This is a genomic window from Citrobacter sp. CF971 (assembly GCF_006385635.1).
In the GTDB taxonomy this organism is placed as follows: Bacteria; Pseudomonadota; Gammaproteobacteria; order Enterobacterales; family Enterobacteriaceae; genus Citrobacter; species Citrobacter freundii.
The window spans coordinates 350,404-371,250 of record NZ_CP041051.1 but is presented as its reverse complement, the minus strand read 5'-3'; the positions used below and the strand labels follow the sequence as shown (position 1 = coordinate 371,250).

Below are 20,847 nucleotides of genomic sequence, written 5' to 3'. Positions count from 1 at the left end.
AGCCCCGCTATTGCGAGGCTATGGGGTTGTTGTTTGACTCTCTCACCGAATCGTAAATACGTTCACACGTCATCCCGGCGGTGTAGCGTTCGTCAGCGATTCCAGCATATCGCTTAGCTTCTGCTGCAATATCTCCGAGCATGTCGGCGAGCACTGCGGCGTCGGCTCCGGCTGTTTTGCTTCTGACGGCAGTGGCAAGATCTGAGGTGTGCTTTGCGGCGTCCAGGCGGGCGGCAAGCTTTGTTGCTTCGGTACGCAACTGGCTAACAGTGGCAGACAGGCCAGCAGCAGTGGCAGCAGATTTAGCGGCTTGTGCTTGTGCATCTTTTACAGCCTCATCACGGGCAATTATGCGCCCTTGTTCAATCCAGCGTGCGGCAGTCTGCGCGTTCGCTTCCTGTGAAGATTCCATGCTATTACGGTCAGCCCACTTCTTTTGCCAGCCCCGCTCACTCCAGATGTTCCCGGCAAGAAATGCACCAGCCAACATCAGCAAAACAATGATTGTTTTCCACCGCGCCTTAACGAAAGCAAAGGCCGCTGTCATACCAGCAACGCCGCCCGCGCTTTGTTATAACGACTATTTCTGTCAGCCAGTCCATTCTGGCCACCGTTGATGATCTGCGTGACACGGACAACATCACCTGAATACATCAGGCAACCACGTAATGTGAAAAACCATGCAGCAGAACGGGCTGCATGCTTCTCCTTTGCCAGCAACTCTGGTGTGCTGATCAGATCAATCTTCAGCGCCGCTCCGCATTTGGCGTAGTTCTCGCGGCCGGTGATTTGAAGCAGGCCACGACCACGATATTTCCAGCCGTCACCCTGGCTGTTATTCCCCATGCGGTCACCATAAACCAGATTGGCTATTTGCGGCTGGTGGGCCACCTGCTTACCATCGACACGCCCCAGCATTTCACACTGATACGGTGTCAGGCGTTTACCAAAGGTTTTCTTCAGCCCGTCTACCGAGTAGTTGAAACTCTCGACCAGCGAGGTAAAACCAGCAGATTCATGCCCAACTTGTGCAATGAACATGGCCTGATCGTTAGCTGCTGTGATTCCAAACTCTTTCATTGCCGCATCAATATGCGGAAACCAGCGTGCAGAAAGCCCGGCGCTGATACCAGCCGCCTGCTGAAATTGTGATTGGTTCATTATTGCCTCAGATGATCAACCAGGCGTGCCACGTTGCCTCTGACGGCAACCAGCACAGACAGGAAAATAATGTTGGCCCCGATAGTGGCCCACGATGAATAAGGGTAGATACCGCACAGATATGCCAGCGGAACCGCGCTATAGATGACCGTAAGCAGCCACGCAAGGCGAGATATCCATGGTCGATGTCGCGAATCGCCTCGACGATAAAACATCAGGGTCAGCACTACCCCAGCGCAAAGCAATGCATTTAAAGTTGCCGATGGGTCATTTTGTACCACCTGAACCTCCCCGGCGCGTTATCAGCGCCACCAGCGAGCCGACATCCTGATTATTCAGGAACGTCAGGATTTTGACGGCTAAAGCAGAAACGATTACGGCGCCAATGGCATCCAGTGGTTTATCACTGTAGCCAGTAACCTGAGCCAGCTTTGAACCCACCAGCCCGGAACAAAGGATCCCCGCGATATACGACACCAGAAAATATGCCAGACGGCGCGCTGCACTCAGGTCAGCAGTGGTTGCAATGTAAAATACAGCTCCGGCAAACGCGCCAAACACCACGCCGTAATCGGTTCCGGATAGAAATCCATAGACGCTGGCGCCCGTCAGGACACCACCAGCCAGCCCAGTACCGGAAATCGGATCGGACATTTAGCCCCCTCTTAATTGCTGTGAGTCCTCTCAGAACGAGGGGAATAAAAAAGGCCACCATCTGGTGACCTTCGTTAATTTTGAGTTGTTACAACGATCTAATCTCTTTCGATAAACAGTCCAACATTTTATTAGCCTCCTTATCAAAATTATGACCAGCGTTTAGAATTATATTCTTCGCCAATTTCTTATCGTCAACTTCACCTGACTGTATTTTGAAGAAAACAGAATTGGCTGGTTTCAGCAATTTTCTAGATTCATCAAACATAACGCTAATCTCAGGAAAATAAACACCAGAGATTAAAATAATTCTATCACCAACTCCTTTATACTCAGGGTTTTTACTGAGAATTTCGTCTGATTTATCGCCAATGTCCTCAGATTTAAAACACCCATCAATACAATTTATCCAGCTCATATGATTGGCAAAAAGCAATTTTTTATAAAGTATTAATGCCTCATAAAGCTGTTCACCCTTTTCAATTTTCCTTCTATTTCTTTCTGAGCGCCACTCATGCGACTGCCTACTACTGTTCTGGAGGTAACTTGTAAGAGAAGTTATCAATGTACCCACAAAAATCCCCAAAGCAGCAATTAATGCAACATTTTCTTTAGTCAGTTCCATACTATCACCATAAAAAAACCCCACCGAGGTGAGGTTATCATAGTGATCGATAGTTATACAAAGCCCATCATTGATGTCAAATATACACAAAAACGGCAACATTGCAAACATCATGACGCTAAATTACGCGATATTTATCACATCTTCACTTTTAGTCACCCGATTCAGTTGAGAGCTTGAATAACTCTCCTCCTGGAAACATTTGGTCACCAGGCTTTCATAGAATGGTTTCCAACTATAACGCCACGTTCGGTCTGGCAGACTGGGCAACTCGGAAAAAACACCGCGATAGGCAACCGATGATTTTGGCCTGCTGTATCCCCGACCTTCACAGCGCTTACATTCTTTGTAAACCGGTACGCCCTGCAGTTCTGTCGCTTTACGGTCAATAGTCTTACCTGTGCCGCCGCACTGGCATCGCTTACTTAACTTTCCGGTGCCATGGCAGCGGGAACATAACGTATGATCAGTGTCAGTTACATCGCGCTTAACCTCAAAGTCAGATGGTGACTGTCTCAGGTCTTTTGCCCATTGTGGCAATCGCATTGTGTAATGGCTTTTAGTCACGGTTTTAGTGGTTGTAAGCAACCCTTTACCACTACATTTTGGGCATGCCACGCTATCAGCGGCTGATGAGGAATAATCGTTATAGGCAAACCGGGCAAGGATACGCATGCAGAGGGGAAACTTTTTCCCTGATGCTTTGCGAATCGCCATGGGCGCATGCTCTTTCGCGTACTCTGTTAGCCAAACTATTGACGCCTCCCTGTCCTGGCTGCTGATACCAGCTTTACCCAGAAACATTGCCAGCCCGATGCCCGCATCAGCCTGAGTCATCCCCAGTGCCGCCATTACATCAGTCACAGTAAGTTGCTCACTTGCTGTCGCTCTGCTGGTATCTGAGATGTGCATGCCTTTAGGCGCAAAAAACTTTAAAACATTGTCCAGGTTCATACGGTCTCCATACGTTTAAGCTTTCGCAATTACGCCGATCGCCAGCGCCCGATCCATAAAACGCAGTAGCAGCTCAAGCTGCGTACCATGCTTCTGCTCGAATGCTGGTACATCGGCGTGTAACTCGTCGTGGCACTCTCTGCACAGAGGGATCACGAAGAGGTCATGGGCTTTTGTTGCTGTACCACCCATACCGTGCCCTACGATATGGTGCGGATCATCTGCTGGCCGTCGGCAACACTCACAGGGTTGTGTTTTAACCCAGCGGGTGTACGTCTCATTTATCCAGCGGCGACGTTTTGGCCTGAGCATGAAAGACTCCGGAGACTCCGGATCGACGGTTAACGTCAGTATTGGCTTTTGGGTTTCCACATCCAGGCTGTCTGACCGCCGAGCTGGTAACGTTTCAATCGGCCTGACTTTTTCCTGCATAATGCTGGTGGCCGGCGGCATAGGTACGATGTCACTTTCCCGGTAAACAGATAATAATGGTTCGTCTGGCAGCCGTAGTGCCCGCTGCGCCATTCCTTCGGTGACAGCATCGGCGACACCAGATTGAACCGCCCACCAGCAAAGTTCGGCTAAAGAGAGGGAGCGCTCTTTGTTGTAGCCAAGCCCAGCCAGTACGGTATCAATAATCCATTCGGCAACATTGTTCAGCGCAAGCGCCTGCAATCTTTCCGTTGTCTGCCCGCGCAATTTGTTATCGCAGTGCCAGCACACCACCAACGCGCCAGGCGGATGCCATAGTGTCGTTAGCTCGGCATGATGGTAATCAGAAAAAGGGTACTGACACTTTTTAATGCGCTGACGAAGCCAGAACTCAAGCCCGGACATACCACCAGCAGCAGTAATGACCCGTTCATCGGTAAAGAAAGTGTGAAGGCTGGGATCCTCCAGTAGCGGTTGCTGTGCATCGGGGATCCGACCAGACGGAAGCCGGGCCATGTTTTCTGGCTCCCGTTCAACCAGCACGCGACCTGATGCAAACAGGGGCATTAACTCCCGTCCTGGCTTGAACAGCACCACGCCAAGGCGTGGCACCATTTCAGGGGTAAGTAAGGCTCTCAATGCCCACCCCTTATACCGTCAGATCTTTAAATTTCTGTACGGCCTTCCCCATGTCCGCCATAGCATCCACAAACTCATCAAACTTACGGCTTGCCATTCCATAAGCCTGGAGGATTTCAAGCTTCAGAGGATCGAGTTGCTTTTTTATTTCAGCGCGGTCACCTGCCTTTTTTTCAGCTTCTTCAGCGGCACGAATGAGGGCTTCAGCCTGCTTGCGTAATTCTTCAGGGGTCACGGTTGGCTTATTCATAGTGGCTTCCTTCAATGTCTTCGACGACGCAATAACCGGCGCCACGGATTTATGACCAAACTTAGGGTGATGCAGGGTTGTTGTCCTGCCGTCATCAGTAATGCAGAGCAGGCTGTTTTCGCGGATGATATCGATCAGGTTTTCTTTATCCTTCCGGCTCAACGAGCTATATGCTGATACTTTGTGCGTCAGATGGGTGAGCGTTGCCCCATCAGGTTGTTTTTCAACAAACCGTTTAACCCTGGACAATACAGGCTGAAGGTGCGGAGGGGTCACTCTCACTGGAGACCCCCTGCTAAATCTTTATCGTGGGTAAAACTACCGTTCCAGGTGACCTTCATCGGAAGCTTCCCCTTCAGGTAGTTTTTGTACAGCCAGACAGCGCCTTCACGCAGCAGGACGGGCTGGTAGGTAGTAAAGCTCACCGCAGAGTTTGGCGATACTTTACTGCTTTTCTCGGTGAGGTATTTGTCGCGGGCATACGAACGAACACGCCACTGTGCACTGCGGCCTTCGGGATTGTCGTCGTACAGCCAGTTAGCAGAGACAAGCCAGGCACTGATCTTGGAGGTATTCACACCATTCAAACGCTTACAGAACTGTACAGGGGAAAGCCCGTCAGTGAAGAGGCTCTCGAGATGCTCGATATATTCGGCCTGCTGGTGGGTAAGCGCCTCAGCCTGCTGCTTTGCCTCCATGGCATCTGCCCACGCACGCGCCAGGGTTATTGGATCAGACATATTCGGCAGCATGACACCGTGGACCTCACGAAGATTGAAGTAATGATCTTCAAGCTGCTCAAAGAAGTCCCAGGCTAACTCGGTTTCAAGCATTTTTGCGTGGCGAGATGCACCACGTTCAGTCCATAGGATTAGCGAGGTAGTGTGTTTATTAACCACATCGCTAAATGATAGTCGGAACGATTTCAGCTCTTCACCAGTGATTTTGAAGAAGTGTTTACCCTCGATAAATCGCTGCTCATTTCGAGCGAAGTTTTGCTGAATTCTTACTGGTGTTGTGCCGTAACCGGCAGCAAGGGAATCCGTTGTCACGACACGTTGATTGCGATAAGTGATCACCGGCACCGACGAGTGATTAACGGAAATTACTGATGAAGTGCTATTTTTGGGCGTAGCAGTGCCCATAACATGATGATTGCTCATATTCTCTCCATACTCTGATTGTTGCGAAGGGCCTGCACGCCCTTTTCGCTTGCACTTTCCGACATTACTGCCATAACGACCAATATTCAACCCACAGCTGGACATATAACCACCTCTTTTTTATATGCCGTTATGGTTATCTCAACTTTTCCCTTCGGTACTATCGGCCCCCACTCCACCAGCATGCGCTTAATCTGGCTGTCGTCTTCCCAGACACCCGCATGCGTCAGCGCGTCAAACAGGGCTTTGTTGTAATTATCGATATCCCGGCGGCGCGCATCCGGCGGGTACAGAGTGATTTCTACCGCTGCCAGTTCAGTCGATGGCTTCGGGAGACGTCGTAATTGCTCAATGATCGCCACGCAGGCAGCGCTCTGGTATTTACGGCCATCAGCGCTAATGAGGTGACGACCGGCAAGCGGCCCCTTGTTAGGGGCGCGCCAGTAAGTGTTCACGCTCGGAGGAAAAGGCAGGACCAGTTTCATGCGGCCTCTCCCCGCATATTGCGAACAAGTTCAGAAACTGCAGTAATGATTTCGCTGGTGGCCGTCCGCTCCAGCCAGAGTTGATTGATGTTGGCTTTCAGCTTGTTCTGCTGTGATTCATCCAGCATGTCAGCACCATCCACCTGGTCGAATACAATTCCAACCTCCAGCGGCCAGATACGGGACTCTGGAAGCGGATCCGATACTGGTTTAGCTTTCTCACGGATGTGCATGCGGATCTGGCGAATATTGGACCAACTGGAAACATCCAGGCTTCCCATGGCTGCAATGAAGTCAGTGCTGTTCATGCCATATTCACCGGATGCTTCAAGGGCAACAGTGCGAATACGTTCCGACATATCCAGGCGCACAGCAGCGTCATCGAATTCAATCGACAACAGCCACTCATCCACACCGAACAAAATACTCTCACGAATAAGCAGCTTCGCTTTGTCGATCGTTAAAGGTGATACCTGAGTGAATTCCGGTGCTTCGACAGAATCCGCCGCCCAGGTATGCCCAAACTTCGATTCACTGAATGTGTATTCTTCTTTATCGCCAAACGCAGCTCTAACGCATGCCCACGCCTCGACACCGCTGATAGCAAAAATATCTTTCTGGGTGAGTGGCAACTCTGCTTCTGGCTTATCAGCTGCAGGAGGTGTGGCAGTTACAGGTTGAGACTTGCTGGCAGCAAATTGTGCCAAAGCCATAAACGCCCGCCCTTTTGCCTCCAGTTCTGTGCGGTTGATATAGCTGAACCGCTCGCCACGCCATGACTTATCGAATACAGCTATGGCACCGGCAAAAAACGCGCTGGTGGGTTTCTGTTTTTCGTCAGCAGGTACAAACCACACAGGCAGATCGAACCCAATGCGCCCGCGAATGAATACAATGTTATCGGCATCTTCCGGCCACCACGTTTCACTCGGCGCGGCTTTTATCAGGAATACATAGCGACCGCCCTTCTCGCGCTGGGCTGCTGCGTAGTTCATGATGTGCGTCATGCCGGTGATCGCCTGCTTCTCGTGGTACTGCGAACGGCTATACGGTGGGTTGCCATAGCCAGCGCCACCCAGTTCAGCCAGACGTTCAGACCAGTCCTGCGTCAGCGCGTTATCTTCGGCGGTGTACCATGCCGGGCATTTCGCGTTGTCGTCGTCAGCAAACAAATCCAGAACTAATGGACCAAATAGCGCGTTGATCCCCCAAAAAAGCAGATCCGGTGTCCGCCACTGATCGCCAACCTCTTTCAATTCGTGAGCTGGTTTGCTACGCAGTGCCGCCAGCGCCTGGCAATATTTATTGGTCATCATGAACGGAACCCCGAATTTTCTGGCAGTGAGTAATCAACACTCTGGAAGTTTGCGCGGCTGGCTGAGTTAGTCTCCCATTTGCCGTTAACGCGTTCAGGCCGGCCAGCACTGGACCATTTGGTCGCGCTTTGCAGGTAACCAGGGAAGTTTTTTGGAATGAACAGAGTTGCCGGGCGGAGGTATTGCGCCTGCTCGCTATCACGCCAATCGGCATTTTTGTAATCCACTACCAAGCACAGGTCATCAACAGTGAATTGTTCCCGAAGACGGGCGCGAATATTCTCCAGCGACGTGCTGCATACCTGGTAGCGTGAGCCAGTAGTCTGATTCAGGTAAGACAAAACCTGTCTGGCCTGATCAGTAATCACAACCTCAGGGTCGGGTTGCGCCGCAACCGGACAAGAGGGTTTTGAAGTTACTTGTGGATCTTGTTTTGATTTTACTGACGGATCCCCGCCAGATTCTGACGGGTCAAAACCATCGTTTTTGCCAGATTTCGACGGGTCAGTTTTTGAGGCGTCAAATTTTGATGCGTCAGATTTTGACGTGTCAGATTTTGACGTGTCAGAATCTGACAGTTGAGAAAATGCGGCAGTCTGAAGTTTCGCCACATTCAGCCGATACACGTTCGAAGCATTACGGTTACCATTACGGCGCTGTGTACGTGTGAGCCAGCCATCTTTTTCAAGCTTTGCGATTGCCGTTCTGATAGTGCTCGGGCCTGCGCCAAGCTGGCGAGCAATAGTTTCAATTGACGGCCAGCACACACCTTCATCGCTGCTGAAGTCAGCAAGGCGAGCCATGATCGCAACACTGGACAACTTCATGCCCGACGCTGCGCAACCATCCCATACGTAGCCGGTTAATTTAGTGCTCATGATCGTCCGTTATCTCCCTGAACTTTTGCCTGAACTGCTCAAGCGGCCTGAAACATTCGTGTGGATAGCCATCTCGCAGGTAGATAACGCGCTGTGTTTCTGGCTCCCAGCGGATAACACGGACTGGCACTCCACGGTGGTCTTTGAACCTTCGGTTAAGTTCGCGCACAGGCGTTTTGCCCTCCGGTTGTAGACCCCCACAATTGAAACCGCCCTACTGTGGTTACACGGAACCCAGCGGTTTGATAATCTGCGTTCATACCGAAACAACGGAGTACCCGAAACCGGGATCATCCTGAGTTGCGGTAGACGGCTAAAAGCCGTTAAACTGCTCATGCGGATTATTTCTCCATACTCGAAGAGTTGTTCGCCAAGGCGCCCGGAGCTGCACACTCGCGGGCGTCACTCTTTTCTGGTGCACAGAAAACACGGAAGAGTAGCGTCAAATGCTCCTGCCACTTAGCCATCACCTGATAACTGTTCTCTTCGATCTGCTCACGTTCTGCCGGATCAATAACCCCGTCAGCGGTTGCCTTACGCAGGTACTGCGAGTGTTTACCAATCCATTCGATTGACTCCATCAGGCGCTGGTTGATATCGCCGTTATCAAGATCATCAACTTCCACTAGCGGAACGAAGACGCCACCACTACGGCGGGCTATCGCATCGGTGACATACTTAGTACCGCTTGCATCCTGAAGCACCATCGCCCACTCAAGCGGGAAAATTTGATCACCTTCGTTACGCAGTCTGTTGTAGAGCGCATCCGTTGAGAGTTTTCCAGCGCGATACAGGCCAAGCCATTCAGCGGCTTCGGCATAGCCGCCTGGCATTTCGGCAATAGTTCTTTTGATTGCAGCCACCAGCCATGCCGGTTGCCGCTCTACTTTCCAGTGTTGTTTATCCACGGTTGTCCCCTAATTTCTGTGGTTTCTAATACAGTCAATGACCGTTAATCTCTTGATTTATATTTTCTCCGTAAAGCAACCAATGAGGGTCACAGTTCAGAGCGGAGGACAATTCGACGATGTAACGAGGACGCTTAGTTAGCCCCGCCTCGATGGCTTGTAAGGACTGTTGAGTCATACCCACCAATTCAGCAAGTTGGGTTTGTGAAAGATTCATCTCTTCACGTTTACATTTTAATCTTTGAGAAATTGATTCCATAACACCTCCACAGTTTTATCTGTATTCTTGAACAGACACTACTGTTTGTCAATCACAGTTTAAACTGTGAACATGAGGCCATGGGAATGGAGGAGCTATGAGCCTTGCAGATCGTGTAAAACAAAAGCGAATTGAACTTGGTCTTACTCAAGAACAAGCGGCTGAAAAGGCTGGCATTCGCCAGCAATCATGGGCAAGCATTGAGGATGGTAAAACTAAAAAACCACGCAACATAGTAGGTATCAGTAAAGCACTTAAATGTGATCCTACTTGGCTGATGAATGGTGGACCATTCATGCCTCTCAGTGATGTTAACTCAAGGAAGGTCCCTTTGATTAGTTACGTCCAGGCCGGTGCCTTGGCAGAAAAACACCCAATTGATGCGTTTGACGGAAGTTTCGAATACATCATGACCGACACTGACATGTCAGAGTTTACCTTCGCTCTTAGAATAGAGGGAGACTCAATGGAACCTGACTTCAAAGAGGGGGACATTATCATTGTGGATCCTGAGTTGGAGCCGATCCCAGGTGAGTTTGTTGTCGCAAAAAATGGAAATAACGAAGCAACTTTTAAAAAGTATCGACCTACATTTACTGATTTAACAGGTAGGCAGCATTACGAACTGGTTCCATTAAATGACGATTACCCCACAATCAATAGCACCGATCGCCCATTAAAAATAATCGGCGTGATGATAGAGCATAGAATTTACAGACGTAAAAGATAACCTCCCCATTCAACAAAAACCGGCACTGCCGGTTTTTTTTGTGCCTTGAATCTTCTTCAAAACAACAAATTACAGATTTCAGTGTATACAAAACCAATAAAACAGTTTTTACTGTTGACATTCTAACAGTTTTATCTGTAATCTTATTTCATCAACAGCGAACAGGCAGGACGCCCACGAAGTAGCCGCCGGTGGCGTATGAATAACCGGATGATTCGCACATGGCAGGAGATTGGATATGGATGACAGTTTCGAAAATCAACGAGATGCCTGGCTTGTGGTGATTGAAGCAGCAAAAACTGCATTAAGCCAAGTTGAAAGCAGTAACTACGGAACAGTTAAACAAATGGCATTGGGTTCTATTATCTATGCCTTTGAAATGCTGGGCTTTGATTTTGAAGCCACGTGTATTCCGTCTGAACAACATGAAAAGATGAATAGAGCTGCCGCCGCCGCTTATATCGGCGTGGAGGCGCAAACATTAGCTAATTGGGCTAGCACCGGAAAGGTTCGTATACCTTTTTTAAAAATTGGTAGAAAGGTTACTTACCTAAAAAGTGATTTGGATGTCTATCTTGCCTCATCGAAAGCAAGTGCCACAAGGTAGCTAAGTACCTACCACCGCGCCTGATGTGGTTAAAAGCAGGCCAAAGCAATAACAAGTAACTCCCTGTTCTGGCGGCCCGGTGTTTTCCCACTTGTCCGGTAACCGTCAGCCTTTTTCAGGGCACAACAGAAAAGGGCATCACCGGGCGACGGGCTCATAACCCAATCCACCCGGCAAGAGGATGGCGGTTGCAGTCGCCTACAAATGCAGGTGCCCTTCTCTGTTGTGTATGGAGAAAGTTCGGCGGTTGCAGCCGCCTTAACGAGGGTAAAACCATGAGTAATGACCGCATGACCGTAGTGCCAGATTTTCTTGGCGAACTGGATGCCGGCGTGTTCATGAACAAAATCGCGGCAGCACTTAATACCACCGCGCTTGGCGTTCTGAACAACGGCAACAAAGGCAAAGTAGTCCTCACATTTGATTTTGAGCGCATGGGTAATTCCGTTGAAGAGAAGCGCGTCAAGATCAAGCACAAGCTGAACTACAGCACCCCAACACCGCGTGGTAAAGCCTCAGAAGAGGACACAACCGAAACCCCGATGTGGGTCAACAAAGGCGGGAAGCTAACCATCCTGCAGGAAGATCAGGGTCAACTGTTCGGGATCACTGGCGCGGTGGATGGAAAGCTTAAAGCGGCTCAGTGATCCGCAACAACAAACTCACTGATACCACTTTGATCATCAGTTAATAAGGAATTTTTATGTCTCAGTTAGACAGCGGTACCTTCAAGCAGGTCAAAGACCTGGTTCTTTCCGGTTATCACCTGAATGATATTCATGGCCTGGCTTGCCCGACCGCATTACTGCCAGAGGGTACTGGCGTTGAAAGCCTCGAGCGCTTTTCTCTGGAGCGTTTCCGCTTTCGTGGCGCAATGACCACAACCAGTATTGACGACTTCGCACGTTATTCTAAAGGTTACGCCAGCGACAGTGAGCCAGCTCGTTGCTTCATTGACGCTGACAATATGACCGCCCGTTCAGTGTTCAACATCGGCACCCTGGATAATCCCGGTCACGCCGATAACGTTGCTTCAATCACCCTGAAGAAAACCGCCCCGTTCCGCGCGTTACTGCAAATCGATGGCCAACGCCTGAAGCAAAAGCAAATCGCTGAATGGCTGGAAGACTGGAGCGATTACCTGCTGGCGTTTGATGCTGATGGCAATGCGATGCAGATTTCCCAGGCGGCTCAGGCTGTGCGTCGTATCACTATTCAGCAAGCAACCCAGCAGGACCATGAAACTGGTGATTTCGCTGGTAAAAAATCGCTGATGCAAAGCGTTGAAGCAAGCAGCAAAGACGTAATGCCTGTGGCGTTCGAGTTCAAATGTGTGCCGTATGAAGGTCTGGGCGAACGCCGCTTTAGCTTGCGTAACAGCCTGCTGACTAGCGATGAACCCTGCTTTGTTCTGCGCATCGTCCAACTTGAAGCCCAGGAAGAAGAGATTGCCAACGAATTCCGCGATTTGCTGATCAGCAAGTTCGAAGGTGAATCAGTGGAAACTTTCATCGGTAACTTTAAAGCCTAATTGCTCTGCATTAAATCCCCGGCGCCGCGGGGATTTATTGAAGCGTAATTCCATTAATTATCGCCAACCGGCGAGGGATTCGTGCAACCAAAATCTGCGCGGTGCAGCGCGCCAATATGGAGAAAACCATGAGCTACATTCAGACATTATCCGGCAAAAAATTTAACTACCTGACCGCCACTATCGACGATATCGATGTTGAGGATATCGCGACTGCTCTTTCCAACATCTGTCGATTCGCTGGGCATCTTCCAGAGTTCTACAGCGTAGCCCAGCACTCTGTGCTTGTAAGCCAGATTGTTCCGCCAGAGTTCGCCTTTGAAGCGCTGATGCACGACGCTGCGGAGGCATATTGCCAAGATATTCCGGCCCCGCTCAAAGCCTTGCTGCCTGACTACCAGCGCATGGAAACTTATGTTGATGGTCTTATCCGCTTTAAATTCGGTATCTCTCTTGAACAAGCTGTTGTCGTAAAATATGCCGATCTAACCATGTTAGCCACCGAGCGCCGTGATCTGGAAATCGATGACGGTTCGAAGTGGGAAATTCTCGAAGGTATTCCCTGCTCTGATCTCGTTCAGGTTATCCCGCTCCGCCCTGGTCAAGCCTATGGCCTATTCATGAACCGCTTTAACGAACTGGTGGAGCTGCGCCAATGCGCCGCATGAAGGTAAAAGAACTCGTTGCGGAGGCTTTTGCCTCCGTTGCTGAACTGCCACCAAAGCATGCACCGCTTATGCGCGAAGTCGCCACCAGACTGGACGCTACGTTCGCAGCATTAAAAGAGTCTCTGGTGCAACTGGAACAGGAACGTAAAGGTAAAACACCATGACCGTATTTGAATATCTCCAGACTCATCCGAATACCACCAGCGGTGAAATCGCCAAAGGTATGAACAAAAAGACACCCGCGGTCGCTGGCGCATTATCGCAACTCTATGGCACCGGCCGGATCGTGAAGTCTGGTGTTCGCAAGGGCATTCCGACATACCGTGTTAACGATATGCCGTTTGGGTGTAGTAACAGCCTAACCATGATGTTTAACCAGTTATTGAGCAGAGTCAGAAAAGGAACAGTCCAATGACCGAACTTAACAAACAGGAGCGTGCAGCATGACAGTGCATACAATTAAGCAATGCCGTCCTGACCAGAAAGAAACCGAGTATTTCTGGAAGTTGTTTCATGCTGCACAACGCAATGACGCTCGCTGGCACGGTAGTGAAAGCAGCATTATCGCTGATGAGCTATCCCGAACGGATTTAGATCGTAACCAAAAACTGTTTCTTCTCCGCGCCTGGCAAGTGCTTGTAGACGACAAAGGTGGATTCGGGCGCTTTATGGGAGCCTTTGATACTTACGTCTACAACATGCAGGACCCGAATGATGACTGCGTAGCGTGGAAGCCTGAACTTAGCAAACTGCTGTGTGACGGGCAATTGTTGGACGTGGTTATCGATGCTTATCAGTCTGCTCGGCAGCGCGTAGCAGAACTGGAGGAAAAGTTAGCTAATCCCGTTTTGCTGCCAAAAACAAACGGCTACTGGAATGAGCAAGAAAAAGCATATGAAGAGGCTATTACGCTCGCCAGACGGAAGATTCGCTTGGCAGGATTCCGGTGTGAGGGGGATGAATAGATGGCTGGCGTAACCAAAATGGAGTGTGTTCATTCCACTAATCCTGAGTGGTTCTCACCTGGTGATATTTATGATTCCGAGAAGCGCGGACCAGATACTTGTATTTGTGGTGACAACCTCGTGTCCGACCTTAACCCGGAAGACTGGTATGAGATGAGCCAGCGAGTCGATGGGCTATGGTTTCTTACCGGCTTTCAGCAATCAGTCTTGTTTAGAACCGTGAGGACTAACGCATGACAACTAACAACCACCCGGCGCACGGTCCTGTATCACTCGATCGCCTGCACCAGATAAGCGAAATACTCAGCAAAGCAGCAGCACAAAGCGACGGCGGCAATCTCGGCTACGCAATGGCTGATGCTGTGAAAGTGTTTAATGGGGTTCTGGAGTCGATGGCCCGCGAACAAGTACGCCGTGAACATGCAGCATGGTCACTGGCTACTTTCGGGGATGTCGGCCCAGTTGGTCCGCTGAAGCACCTTTCCAAAGAAGCGCTCGAGGCCGCTGCGGAACCAGGCGACCTTAGCGAATGGGCTGACATGCAGTTCCTGTTATGGGATGCGCAACGTCGTGCCGGTATCAGTGACGAGCAGATTACCCAAGCGATGGTAGAAAAGCTGGTGATTAACAAACAGCGCGAATGGCCTGAGCCGAAAGACGGTAAGCCAAGGCTACATATCAAGGAATCCGACAACTCGCTTGTGACTCCGGAGGGGACAGCCTGCAAATACTGCGGCGGTACAGGTTATTTCCGTTGGAAAAAGTCAGCAAATACTTTCCCGTGTCCATGTATGGGATGCAATTTGCCAGCAGCACCTCAGCAGGAGAATGTATAACGTGAACAATTTAATGATCGACCTTGAGTCCATGGGCAAAAAACCAAATGCCCCTATCGTCTCCATTGGTGCCGTGTTCTTCGATCCGCAAAGCGGTGAACTGGGTCAGGAGTTTTACACCGCCGTTAACCTTGAAAGCGCTATGGAGCAGGGTGCGGTGCCGGATGGTGACACTATTCTGTGGTGGTTAAGACAAAGCTCAGAAGCACGATCAGCAATCTGTGTTGATGATGCGATGCCGATATCGTCTGCCCTATCTGAACTGAGCCATTATCATTAATCGGCATTCTGATAACCCCAAATATTTAAAAGTTTGGGGCAATGGATCTACTTTCGACAACGTTATATTGCGCGGCGCATATGAGCGCGCCGACCAGGTTTGCCCGTGGCAATTTTGGAACGATCACGACGTCAGAACCATCGTCACATTAGGCAGAGTGGTGGGTTTCGATCCAAAGCGAGATATGCCATTCGATGGGGTTGCACATAACGCACTGGCCGATGCGCGACATCAGGCAAAATACGTGTCCGCGATCTGGCAGAAGTTGATTCCGGCCACCAGCAGCAACCTGTAATTTCCCCTGGGTGCAGCCAGGTTGTATGGAGAACGTCTATGAATACTTTGTTTTTACTTATGGCTGAGTTCAACACGCCTAACATCGAGCTGTCAGCGGTATGCCAAAAGTATTTCGGTATGAGCCCTAACACAGCAGAAGCGAAAGCAAATGCCTGTCAGTTGCCGATCCCGACTTACCGTGTAGGAACATCACAGAAAGCGAAGCGCTGTATCAACATTCAGGATCTTGCTGAGTATATAGACCAGCGGCGTGAAGAAGGCAGAATTGAATGGGAAAGGGTCAGAACGAACAAACAGAAAAATAGTTGAGTTCTGCACCGATAAAAAAAGAAAAACCCGCCAGATGGCGGGCTTTCAAAAAGCACCAGCTATGATCATGCTGCCTTGCGACGACGAAGCTTACCCTGCTGCTCTTTACCAGAGACAATAGCGTGAGTGAACGCGTTAGGAGCAGCCTTCATCAGAACTTCAACAGCAGCACCCATACCTGCGAATGCTTTCATTGTGTCGAACTTAACCTGTGGCTTGGTTGCTTTTTGATCTTTCATAGAAAACTCCCGAGACGATAAGGGCGCCTCTAACCTCTTAGTTAAAGCTAGCTTGTCCAGCCAACTTGTGCCAATCGGTTCCTCCGATTGGTGACATCGTTTTTAGTAGTGAGAATACATAACGACTGTCCCAGATGTACCTTTAAGGTAATCCGGATGGATATCCTACAATCTGTAGACACTCGGCGTCTACACCTATTGTGCGAATTTAAGAAATGTCTCTTGTAGATTATCTGTGGCTGTAGACATCACGTAACCACACTTTTCCATGCAAAAACCGAACGACTCATAAAATGGCTGCAGCTCAGGAACTGGTTCAACAATTTGAACAACCTCACACTCGACAGCCTTACAAAAAACAAAGGCACTCATTAGTGTGAGCAAAACCATGCGCCCTTTTAGTGGGTGTGATTCATCTTCCCTTGAGAACCTTTCAACAATATGGATGCGAAAGATTTTATCTTCAACCCCATAAACACAAATTGCCGCCCCTGAAGGAATCCCTTGCACTACTCCTTGCTGAACAAGTTTGATGCAAAATTCATACTTGTCATCAGAATTACCATAGGCACCGAGCATATAGTCCCACTCAAGCTCGCCATAACCACCACAGAGGATCTTGTAATCCTCATCACTGATCGGGCCAACTGCGAGAGGCAACCCCACATGGTCAATAACTAACTGAATGTTGTTACGAACAGATTGACCTATCTCGTCTAAAGTGAGCATTAGAGCCTCTCAAGCGGAACGGCGAAAGACCCCATTATACCTATTCCCGCCATGCAATGCCTGGTAAGAGTTGCGTATTAAATTAAAAACATCGGGTCCCCAATAGGCCCCCATAAAACACACGACACCGCTATTTCTCTGTATAATCCGTCCTATCGAGCATCGGCGCGATAGAAAAACGATGAGCGGGAAAAGCGGTAGACTGAGATTCAGGCAGCATGGCGAATATTCAAGCATCCGGTTAAAAAAGGGGCGCTACTATAGCATAGACCGTTACGATAGTGAGCCACATCCTCGCGGCTCACTCCCCCTGCCCATCAACAAACGCTATTTACGCCCCGGTTTTCCGTCGTGTGATCCGAAAAACTGCGGCGGATGGTCGACCCAGCGATCCTCACGTGTAGCGGCATAGACCGGGTTAAGCGGATAATAAATGCGGTTATATTTTTTGTTCGCCTCACCCACGACTAACAGACGCACCTCTTCACTGGTGTTATTGATAAAGGTATGGCACACGCCTGTACCTGCCGGGAAACCGACGCTGTCGCCCGGCTCTAGCTTCCATAAATACCCGTTAATCCAGGCCTCAGGATAACCTTCCAGCACATAGATAAACTCTTCCTCATCGCTTTCAGCGTGCGGGTACGACGTGCGCCGACCCGGCGGCAGGCGTTCATGATGAATGCCGAGTCGTCCTAACCCCAATTTGCGGGCAAGCGGCGCGCCAATAGCAAATAGCTCATCGCTGTCGGGATAAGTGGAGTCATCAGCCCCCTCAACCTCACGCCAGTGGCGAATACAATCGGGTCTTTTCATGGTTATTTTCCAGTATTGCGATGCGTCAGGTATAGCACACCGCGGTGGATCTCGGCGTTTTAAGCAGAACATGTTAAAGTAAGGGATTAACCTTCCACGCAAATCGAGGCGCCAAATGGACAAAACCACTACGCAAGAGTTATTGGCTCAAGCTGAAAAACTCTGTGCGCAACGCAACGTGCGGCTTACGCCACAGCGTCTCGAAGTGTTGCGCCTGATGAGCCTGCAGGAAGGGGCTATCAGCGCCTATGACCTGCTCGACCTGTTGCGGGAAACTGAGCCGCAGGCCAAGCCGCCAACCGTGTATCGTGCGCTCGATTTTCTGCTGGAACAAGGGTTTGTGCATAAGGTGGAATCCACCAACAGCTATGTCCTTTGCCATCTGTTCGATCAGCCAACGCACAGTTCCGCGATGTTCATTTGTGACCGCTGTGGTGTGGTAAAAGAAGAGTGCGCAGAAGGTGTGGAAGACATCATGCATACGCTGGCGGCCAAAATGGGCTTTGCTCTGCGACATAATGTTATTGAAGCACACGGGCTGTGTCCGGCCTGTGTAGAAGTTGAGTCATGCCGCCATCCTGGCGAGTGCCAGCATGACCATACGATTCAGGTGAAGAAGAAAGTGGGGCGCTAGGTAAGCGGGAGAGCGTACATCCTTGTACTCTCAGGAGGGAGGGGTTAATTACCAGCGGTAATCATTACGTTTTTCCCAATCGTTAACTTCTTTCTCCGCCTGATCTTTCGCGTAACCGTAACGCTCCTGGACTTTACCGACCAGTTGGTCACGTTTACCTTCAATGACCGTCATATCATCATCGGTCAGTTTGCCCCATTGCTCTTTCACTTTACCTTTAAACTGCTTCCAGTTGCCGCCGACTTCGTCTTTATTCATCATCAAGTCCTCATCGTTAGGTTGTGAATAGCGAGAGTGCCATGTCCAGACACATGCTGTTTTTGCTGGACGTGAGAATAAGTGTAGTCAGTGATTCTGGGTTTTATTTACTATTCGGAATTTTTAACCATCCAGATTAGGCAAACCAGGTTCCATTACGCCAGTGACGCCGCCAGATAAAGGCCAGCGACAGCCCACGCAACGCGAGGAAAACGGTTAGCGCCAGCCACAAACCATGATTTCCCAGCCACGGCAACGTCAGGAGCGTTAAGGCGAATCCCACTGCGGCAACGGCCATACTGTTGCGCATTTCTGCAGCCCGCGTCGCGCCAATAAACATTCCGTCGAGCAGATAACACCAGACACCCACCAGCGGTAACACCACCTGCCAGAAGAGATAGCGATCGGCCAGTAGTTGGATTTGCGGCAGCGAGGTCAGTAGCGCAACAATCTGCTCGCCAAACAGGGCATAAACCAGCGAAAACAGAATAGCCACAATACCGGACTGCCGACAGGCCGCCCGCCAGACGTCCAGTAACTGGCTACCATCTCGCGCCCCATAGGCCTGGCCCGAATGCGCTTCCACGGCATAGGCAAATCCATCCAGCGCGTAGGCGGTAAAGGTTAGCAGGGTCATCAGAACGGCATTAACCGCAATAATATCGCCTCCCAGACGTGCACCCAGCACCGTGATAGCGCCAAAACAGAGCTGCAGCAGCAGCGAGCGCAACATGATGTCACGGTTAAGCGCCAGCAAACGACGGAAGTTGCCACGCCACGCCTGCTTCAGAATTGCCAGCGAAATTCCGCGCATATGCAGGACTTTGCGCACCATCATCAGGCCGATCAGTAAGGTGGCATATTCAGCAATCACCGTCGCCAGTGCCGCACCTTGCACGTTCATATGCAGGCCCATCACCAGCCATAAATCGAGCACAATGTTAAGAATATTGCCAACAATCAACAGGATAACCGGCGCACGCGCATACTGAACGCCAAGCAGCCAGCCGAGCAGCACCAGATTAGCCAGCGAGGCGGGTGCGCTGAGCCAGCGGATTTCAAGGAAACGCCGGGCTTGTTCCAGTACCGCTTCACTTCCCCCGACAATATGCAGCGCGACATCGATAATCGGCGTACGAAACAGTGCGATAAGCAACCCCGCGCCCAGCGCCAGCATTAGCGGCTGCAACAGTGCGCGCGCCAGCGCCTGTGGATTTTTCGCACCAAATGCCTGGGCAGTAAGACCCGTGGTGCTCATGCGCAGAAAAAGCAGCAGCATAAAGAGAAAACTGGTTGCCGTAGCACCAACTGCAACACCGCCAAGATAGACCGGACTATCCAGATGACCAATCACCGCGGTGTCCACCAGTCCCAGCAGGGGAACGGTGATATTGGAGAAGATCATCGGTAAGGCGAGGTGCCAGAGTGCTTTATCAGAAGAGGTAAAGAAAGGCATACAGGAGGGCCTGAGAAGAAGTTAGACGTACTGGACAATGTGATGCAGGCCCGGCAAGCGCAGCGCTACCGGGCACATTGCCGGATGGCAACGTAATCGTCTTATCCGGCCTACAGAGATTCAGCAGAAAATCAGAGCCATTCACCGTTACGAATGACACCTACCGCCAGCCCTTCAATGGTGAAGCTTTGCTCACGCAGGTCGACAACGATAGGTTTAAATTCGCTATTTTCTGGCAGAAGTTCAACCTTGTTTCCCTGCTTTTTCAGGCGTTTAACCGTAACTTCGTCATCAATACGGGCAACAACAACCTGACCGTTACGCACGTCCTGAGTTTTATGCACAGCGAGTAAATCACCGTCCATAATACCAATATCTTTCATCGACATACCGCTGACGCGCAGCAGAAAATCGGCGTTCGGTTTGAACAGTGAAGGATCGACCTGATAATGGCCTTCGATGTGCTGCTGCGCCAGAAGTGGCTCGCCTGCCGCCACACGACCGACAAGCGGTAATCCCTCTTCTTCTTCCTGCAGCAGTCTAATACCGCGCGATGCGCCGGAGACAATTTCCAGCACACCTTTACGCGCCAGCGCTTTCAGATGTTCTTCAGCGGCATTTGGGGAACGGAACCCCAAACGCTGCGCGATCTCCGCACGCGTCGGTGGCATACCTGTCTGGCTGATGTGATCTCTAATGAGATCAAACACCTCTTGCTGCCTGGCCGTTAACGCTTTCATTCCGCCCCCTGGGTGTATATACAGTTAT

General features: G+C 50.3%; 31 protein-coding genes and 3 pseudogenes. 12 read left to right on the top strand and 22 right to left on the bottom strand.

All coding sequences use genetic code 11. The annotated features are described in order from the left end of the window. Positions 1 to 7: 7 nt before the first annotated feature. The 15 genes from E6P06_RS05295 to E6P06_RS05225 all read right to left on the bottom strand — a co-directional run bounded on the left by E6P06_RS05295 (position 8) and on the right by E6P06_RS05225 (position 9,724). Complete coding sequence (locus tag E6P06_RS05295; RefSeq protein ID WP_139935015.1) at positions 8 to 547, bottom strand: DUF2514 domain-containing protein; 540 nt, start codon at positions 545 to 547, stop codon at positions 8 to 10. Then, positions 544 to 1,161 carry a glycoside hydrolase family 19 protein gene (locus E6P06_RS05290; RefSeq protein WP_139935014.1) on the bottom strand — a complete coding sequence of 206 codons (618 nt, stop codon included), beginning with the start codon at positions 1,159 to 1,161 and terminating at the stop codon, positions 544 to 546. Before E6P06_RS05290 ends, E6P06_RS05295 begins: the two co-directional genes overlap by 4 nt. After that, positions 1,161 to 1,442, bottom strand: a complete 282-nt coding sequence (locus tag E6P06_RS05285) for a phage holin family protein (RefSeq protein ID WP_000250463.1) — start codon at positions 1,440 to 1,442, stop codon at positions 1,161 to 1,163. The genes E6P06_RS05290 and E6P06_RS05285 overlap by 1 nt, the downstream gene beginning before the upstream one ends. Further along, on the bottom strand, positions 1,429 to 1,815 hold the full coding sequence (locus E6P06_RS05280; protein WP_008784467.1) for a phage holin family protein: 387 nt from the start codon (positions 1,813 to 1,815) through the stop codon (positions 1,429 to 1,431). Before E6P06_RS05280 ends, E6P06_RS05285 begins: the two co-directional genes overlap by 14 nt. Before the next feature lie 88 nt (positions 1,816 to 1,903). Beyond that, positions 1,904 to 2,440: a heme biosynthesis HemY N-terminal domain-containing protein gene (locus E6P06_RS05275; RefSeq protein WP_134393419.1), complete on the bottom strand. Its 537-nt coding sequence runs from the start codon at positions 2,438 to 2,440 to the stop codon at positions 1,904 to 1,906. Between the two features lie 123 nt (positions 2,441 to 2,563). Then, the gene (locus E6P06_RS05270; protein WP_139935013.1) at positions 2,564 to 3,394 is read right to left on the bottom strand and encodes an antitermination protein; all 831 of its coding nucleotides are present in this window, start codon (positions 3,392 to 3,394) and stop codon (positions 2,564 to 2,566) included. 15 nt (positions 3,395 to 3,409) lie between these two features. Next, positions 3,410 to 4,465, bottom strand: coding sequence for a DUF968 domain-containing protein (locus E6P06_RS05265; RefSeq protein WP_071681477.1), 1,056 nt, complete (start codon positions 4,463 to 4,465; stop codon positions 3,410 to 3,412). 10 nt (positions 4,466 to 4,475) lie between these two features. After that, complete coding sequence (locus E6P06_RS05260; protein ID WP_069219404.1) at positions 4,476 to 4,997, bottom strand: hypothetical protein; 522 nt, start codon at positions 4,995 to 4,997, stop codon at positions 4,476 to 4,478. Continuing rightward, positions 4,994 to 5,878: an ORF6N domain-containing protein gene (locus E6P06_RS05255; protein WP_246862891.1), complete on the bottom strand. Its 885-nt coding sequence runs from the start codon at positions 5,876 to 5,878 to the stop codon at positions 4,994 to 4,996. Before E6P06_RS05255 ends, E6P06_RS05260 begins: the two co-directional genes overlap by 4 nt. Before the next feature lie 86 nt (positions 5,879 to 5,964). Next, positions 5,965 to 6,363 (bottom strand): RusA family crossover junction endodeoxyribonuclease, encoded by a 399-nt coding sequence (locus E6P06_RS05250; protein WP_000780154.1) that lies wholly within the window; start codon positions 6,361 to 6,363, stop codon positions 5,965 to 5,967. Then, on the bottom strand, positions 6,360 to 7,679 hold the full coding sequence (locus E6P06_RS05245) for a phage N-6-adenine-methyltransferase (protein WP_139935012.1): 1,320 nt from the start codon (positions 7,677 to 7,679) through the stop codon (positions 6,360 to 6,362). Before E6P06_RS05245 ends, E6P06_RS05250 begins: the two co-directional genes overlap by 4 nt. Next, a complete protein-coding gene (locus E6P06_RS05240) occupies positions 7,676 to 8,557 on the bottom strand; it encodes a conserved phage C-terminal domain-containing protein (RefSeq protein ID WP_139935011.1) in 882 nt (293 codons plus the stop codon). Before E6P06_RS05240 ends, E6P06_RS05245 begins: the two co-directional genes overlap by 4 nt. Beyond that, a complete protein-coding gene (locus E6P06_RS05235) occupies positions 8,547 to 8,726 on the bottom strand; it encodes a DUF4222 domain-containing protein (RefSeq protein WP_103848493.1) in 180 nt (59 codons plus the stop codon). Before E6P06_RS05235 ends, E6P06_RS05240 begins: the two co-directional genes overlap by 11 nt. A gap of 172 nt (positions 8,727 to 8,898) precedes the next feature. Further along, positions 8,899 to 9,465: a YmfL family putative regulatory protein gene (locus E6P06_RS05230; RefSeq protein WP_139935010.1), complete on the bottom strand. Its 567-nt coding sequence runs from the start codon at positions 9,463 to 9,465 to the stop codon at positions 8,899 to 8,901. Positions 9,466 to 9,499: 34 nt separating this feature from the next. Then, complete coding sequence (locus E6P06_RS05225; RefSeq protein WP_139935009.1) at positions 9,500 to 9,724, bottom strand: helix-turn-helix domain-containing protein; 225 nt, start codon at positions 9,722 to 9,724, stop codon at positions 9,500 to 9,502. A 97-nt stretch (positions 9,725 to 9,821) separates the two neighbouring features. On the opposite strand from E6P06_RS05225, the gene E6P06_RS05220 reads away from it, so the two are divergent. The 11 genes and pseudogenes from E6P06_RS05220 (at position 9,822) to E6P06_RS05170 (ending at position 15,947) form a co-directional block, all read left to right on the top strand. After that, positions 9,822 to 10,454 (top strand): LexA family transcriptional regulator, encoded by a 633-nt coding sequence (locus tag E6P06_RS05220; protein WP_139935008.1) that lies wholly within the window; start codon positions 9,822 to 9,824, stop codon positions 10,452 to 10,454. Positions 10,455 to 10,887: 433 nt separating this feature from the next. Further along, positions 10,888 to 11,061, top strand: coding sequence for a helix-turn-helix domain-containing protein (locus E6P06_RS27905; RefSeq protein WP_369711854.1), 174 nt, complete (start codon positions 10,888 to 10,890; stop codon positions 11,059 to 11,061). Between the two features lie 275 nt (positions 11,062 to 11,336). Then, on the top strand, positions 11,337 to 11,708 hold the full coding sequence (locus E6P06_RS05210) for a hypothetical protein (protein WP_001515608.1): 372 nt from the start codon (positions 11,337 to 11,339) through the stop codon (positions 11,706 to 11,708). A gap of 56 nt (positions 11,709 to 11,764) precedes the next feature. Beyond that, complete coding sequence (locus tag E6P06_RS05205) at positions 11,765 to 12,592, top strand: YfdQ family protein (RefSeq protein WP_139935006.1); 828 nt, start codon at positions 11,765 to 11,767, stop codon at positions 12,590 to 12,592. Between the two features lie 128 nt (positions 12,593 to 12,720). After that, positions 12,721 to 13,260, top strand: a complete 540-nt coding sequence (locus E6P06_RS05200; protein WP_139935005.1) for an HD family hydrolase — start codon at positions 12,721 to 12,723, stop codon at positions 13,258 to 13,260. After that, positions 13,248 to 13,424: a hypothetical protein gene (locus E6P06_RS27620; protein WP_001253786.1), complete on the top strand. Its 177-nt coding sequence runs from the start codon at positions 13,248 to 13,250 to the stop codon at positions 13,422 to 13,424. Before E6P06_RS05200 ends, E6P06_RS27620 begins: the two co-directional genes overlap by 13 nt. After that, on the top strand, positions 13,421 to 13,675 hold the full coding sequence (locus E6P06_RS05195) for a hypothetical protein (protein ID WP_139935004.1): 255 nt from the start codon (positions 13,421 to 13,423) through the stop codon (positions 13,673 to 13,675). The genes E6P06_RS27620 and E6P06_RS05195 overlap by 4 nt, the downstream gene beginning before the upstream one ends. Before the next feature lie 28 nt (positions 13,676 to 13,703). Then, the gene (locus E6P06_RS05190; RefSeq protein WP_241424411.1) at positions 13,704 to 14,225 is read left to right on the top strand and encodes a hypothetical protein; all 522 of its coding nucleotides are present in this window, start codon (positions 13,704 to 13,706) and stop codon (positions 14,223 to 14,225) included. Positions 14,226 to 14,623: 398 nt separating this feature from the next. After that, positions 14,624 to 14,915 (top strand): annotated as a pseudogene (locus E6P06_RS27900) (DUF550 domain-containing protein); the annotation flags it as partial. Between the two features lie 147 nt (positions 14,916 to 15,062). Further along, positions 15,063 to 15,636 (top strand): annotated as a pseudogene (locus tag E6P06_RS05175) (3'-5' exonuclease). Between the two features lie 38 nt (positions 15,637 to 15,674). Beyond that, positions 15,675 to 15,947 (top strand): pyocin activator PrtN family protein, encoded by a 273-nt coding sequence (locus E6P06_RS05170; protein WP_020838472.1) that lies wholly within the window; start codon positions 15,675 to 15,677, stop codon positions 15,945 to 15,947. Positions 15,948 to 16,012: 65 nt separating this feature from the next. Here the strand turns inward: E6P06_RS05170 and E6P06_RS27615 are convergent, their stop codons facing one another. The 4 genes and pseudogenes from E6P06_RS27615 to E6P06_RS05160 all read right to left on the bottom strand — a co-directional run bounded on the left by E6P06_RS27615 (position 16,013) and on the right by E6P06_RS05160 (position 17,731). Next, positions 16,013 to 16,186, bottom strand: coding sequence for a hypothetical protein (locus E6P06_RS27615; RefSeq protein WP_020838469.1), 174 nt, complete (start codon positions 16,184 to 16,186; stop codon positions 16,013 to 16,015). Positions 16,187 to 16,381: 195 nt separating this feature from the next. Then, complete coding sequence (locus E6P06_RS05165; RefSeq protein WP_047722340.1) at positions 16,382 to 16,915, bottom strand: hypothetical protein; 534 nt, start codon at positions 16,913 to 16,915, stop codon at positions 16,382 to 16,384. A 145-nt stretch (positions 16,916 to 17,060) separates the two neighbouring features. Further along, positions 17,061 to 17,135: pseudogene (locus E6P06_RS27895) on the bottom strand (hypothetical protein); the annotation flags it as partial. 107 nt (positions 17,136 to 17,242) lie between these two features. Further along, positions 17,243 to 17,731 carry a cupin domain-containing protein gene (locus E6P06_RS05160; RefSeq protein ID WP_003031710.1) on the bottom strand — a complete coding sequence of 163 codons (489 nt, stop codon included), beginning with the start codon at positions 17,729 to 17,731 and terminating at the stop codon, positions 17,243 to 17,245. Between the two features lie 115 nt (positions 17,732 to 17,846). On the opposite strand from E6P06_RS05160, the gene zur reads away from it, so the two are divergent. Then, on the top strand, positions 17,847 to 18,365 hold the full coding sequence (zur, locus tag E6P06_RS05155; RefSeq protein WP_003031709.1) for a zinc uptake transcriptional repressor Zur: 519 nt from the start codon (positions 17,847 to 17,849) through the stop codon (positions 18,363 to 18,365). Positions 18,366 to 18,413: 48 nt separating this feature from the next. Here the strand turns inward: zur and E6P06_RS05150 are convergent, their stop codons facing one another. From E6P06_RS05150 to lexA, 3 genes are all read right to left on the bottom strand, one after another. Next, positions 18,414 to 18,623: a CsbD family protein gene (locus tag E6P06_RS05150; RefSeq protein WP_003031706.1), complete on the bottom strand. Its 210-nt coding sequence runs from the start codon at positions 18,621 to 18,623 to the stop codon at positions 18,414 to 18,416. A 136-nt stretch (positions 18,624 to 18,759) separates the two neighbouring features. Then, a complete protein-coding gene (gene dinF / locus E6P06_RS05145) occupies positions 18,760 to 20,079 on the bottom strand; it encodes an MATE family efflux transporter DinF (protein ID WP_139935002.1) in 1,320 nt (439 codons plus the stop codon). 131 nt (positions 20,080 to 20,210) lie between these two features. Beyond that, complete coding sequence (gene lexA, locus E6P06_RS05140; protein ID WP_003031703.1) at positions 20,211 to 20,819, bottom strand: transcriptional repressor LexA; 609 nt, start codon at positions 20,817 to 20,819, stop codon at positions 20,211 to 20,213. Between the last annotated feature and the right edge of the window lie 28 nt (positions 20,820 to 20,847).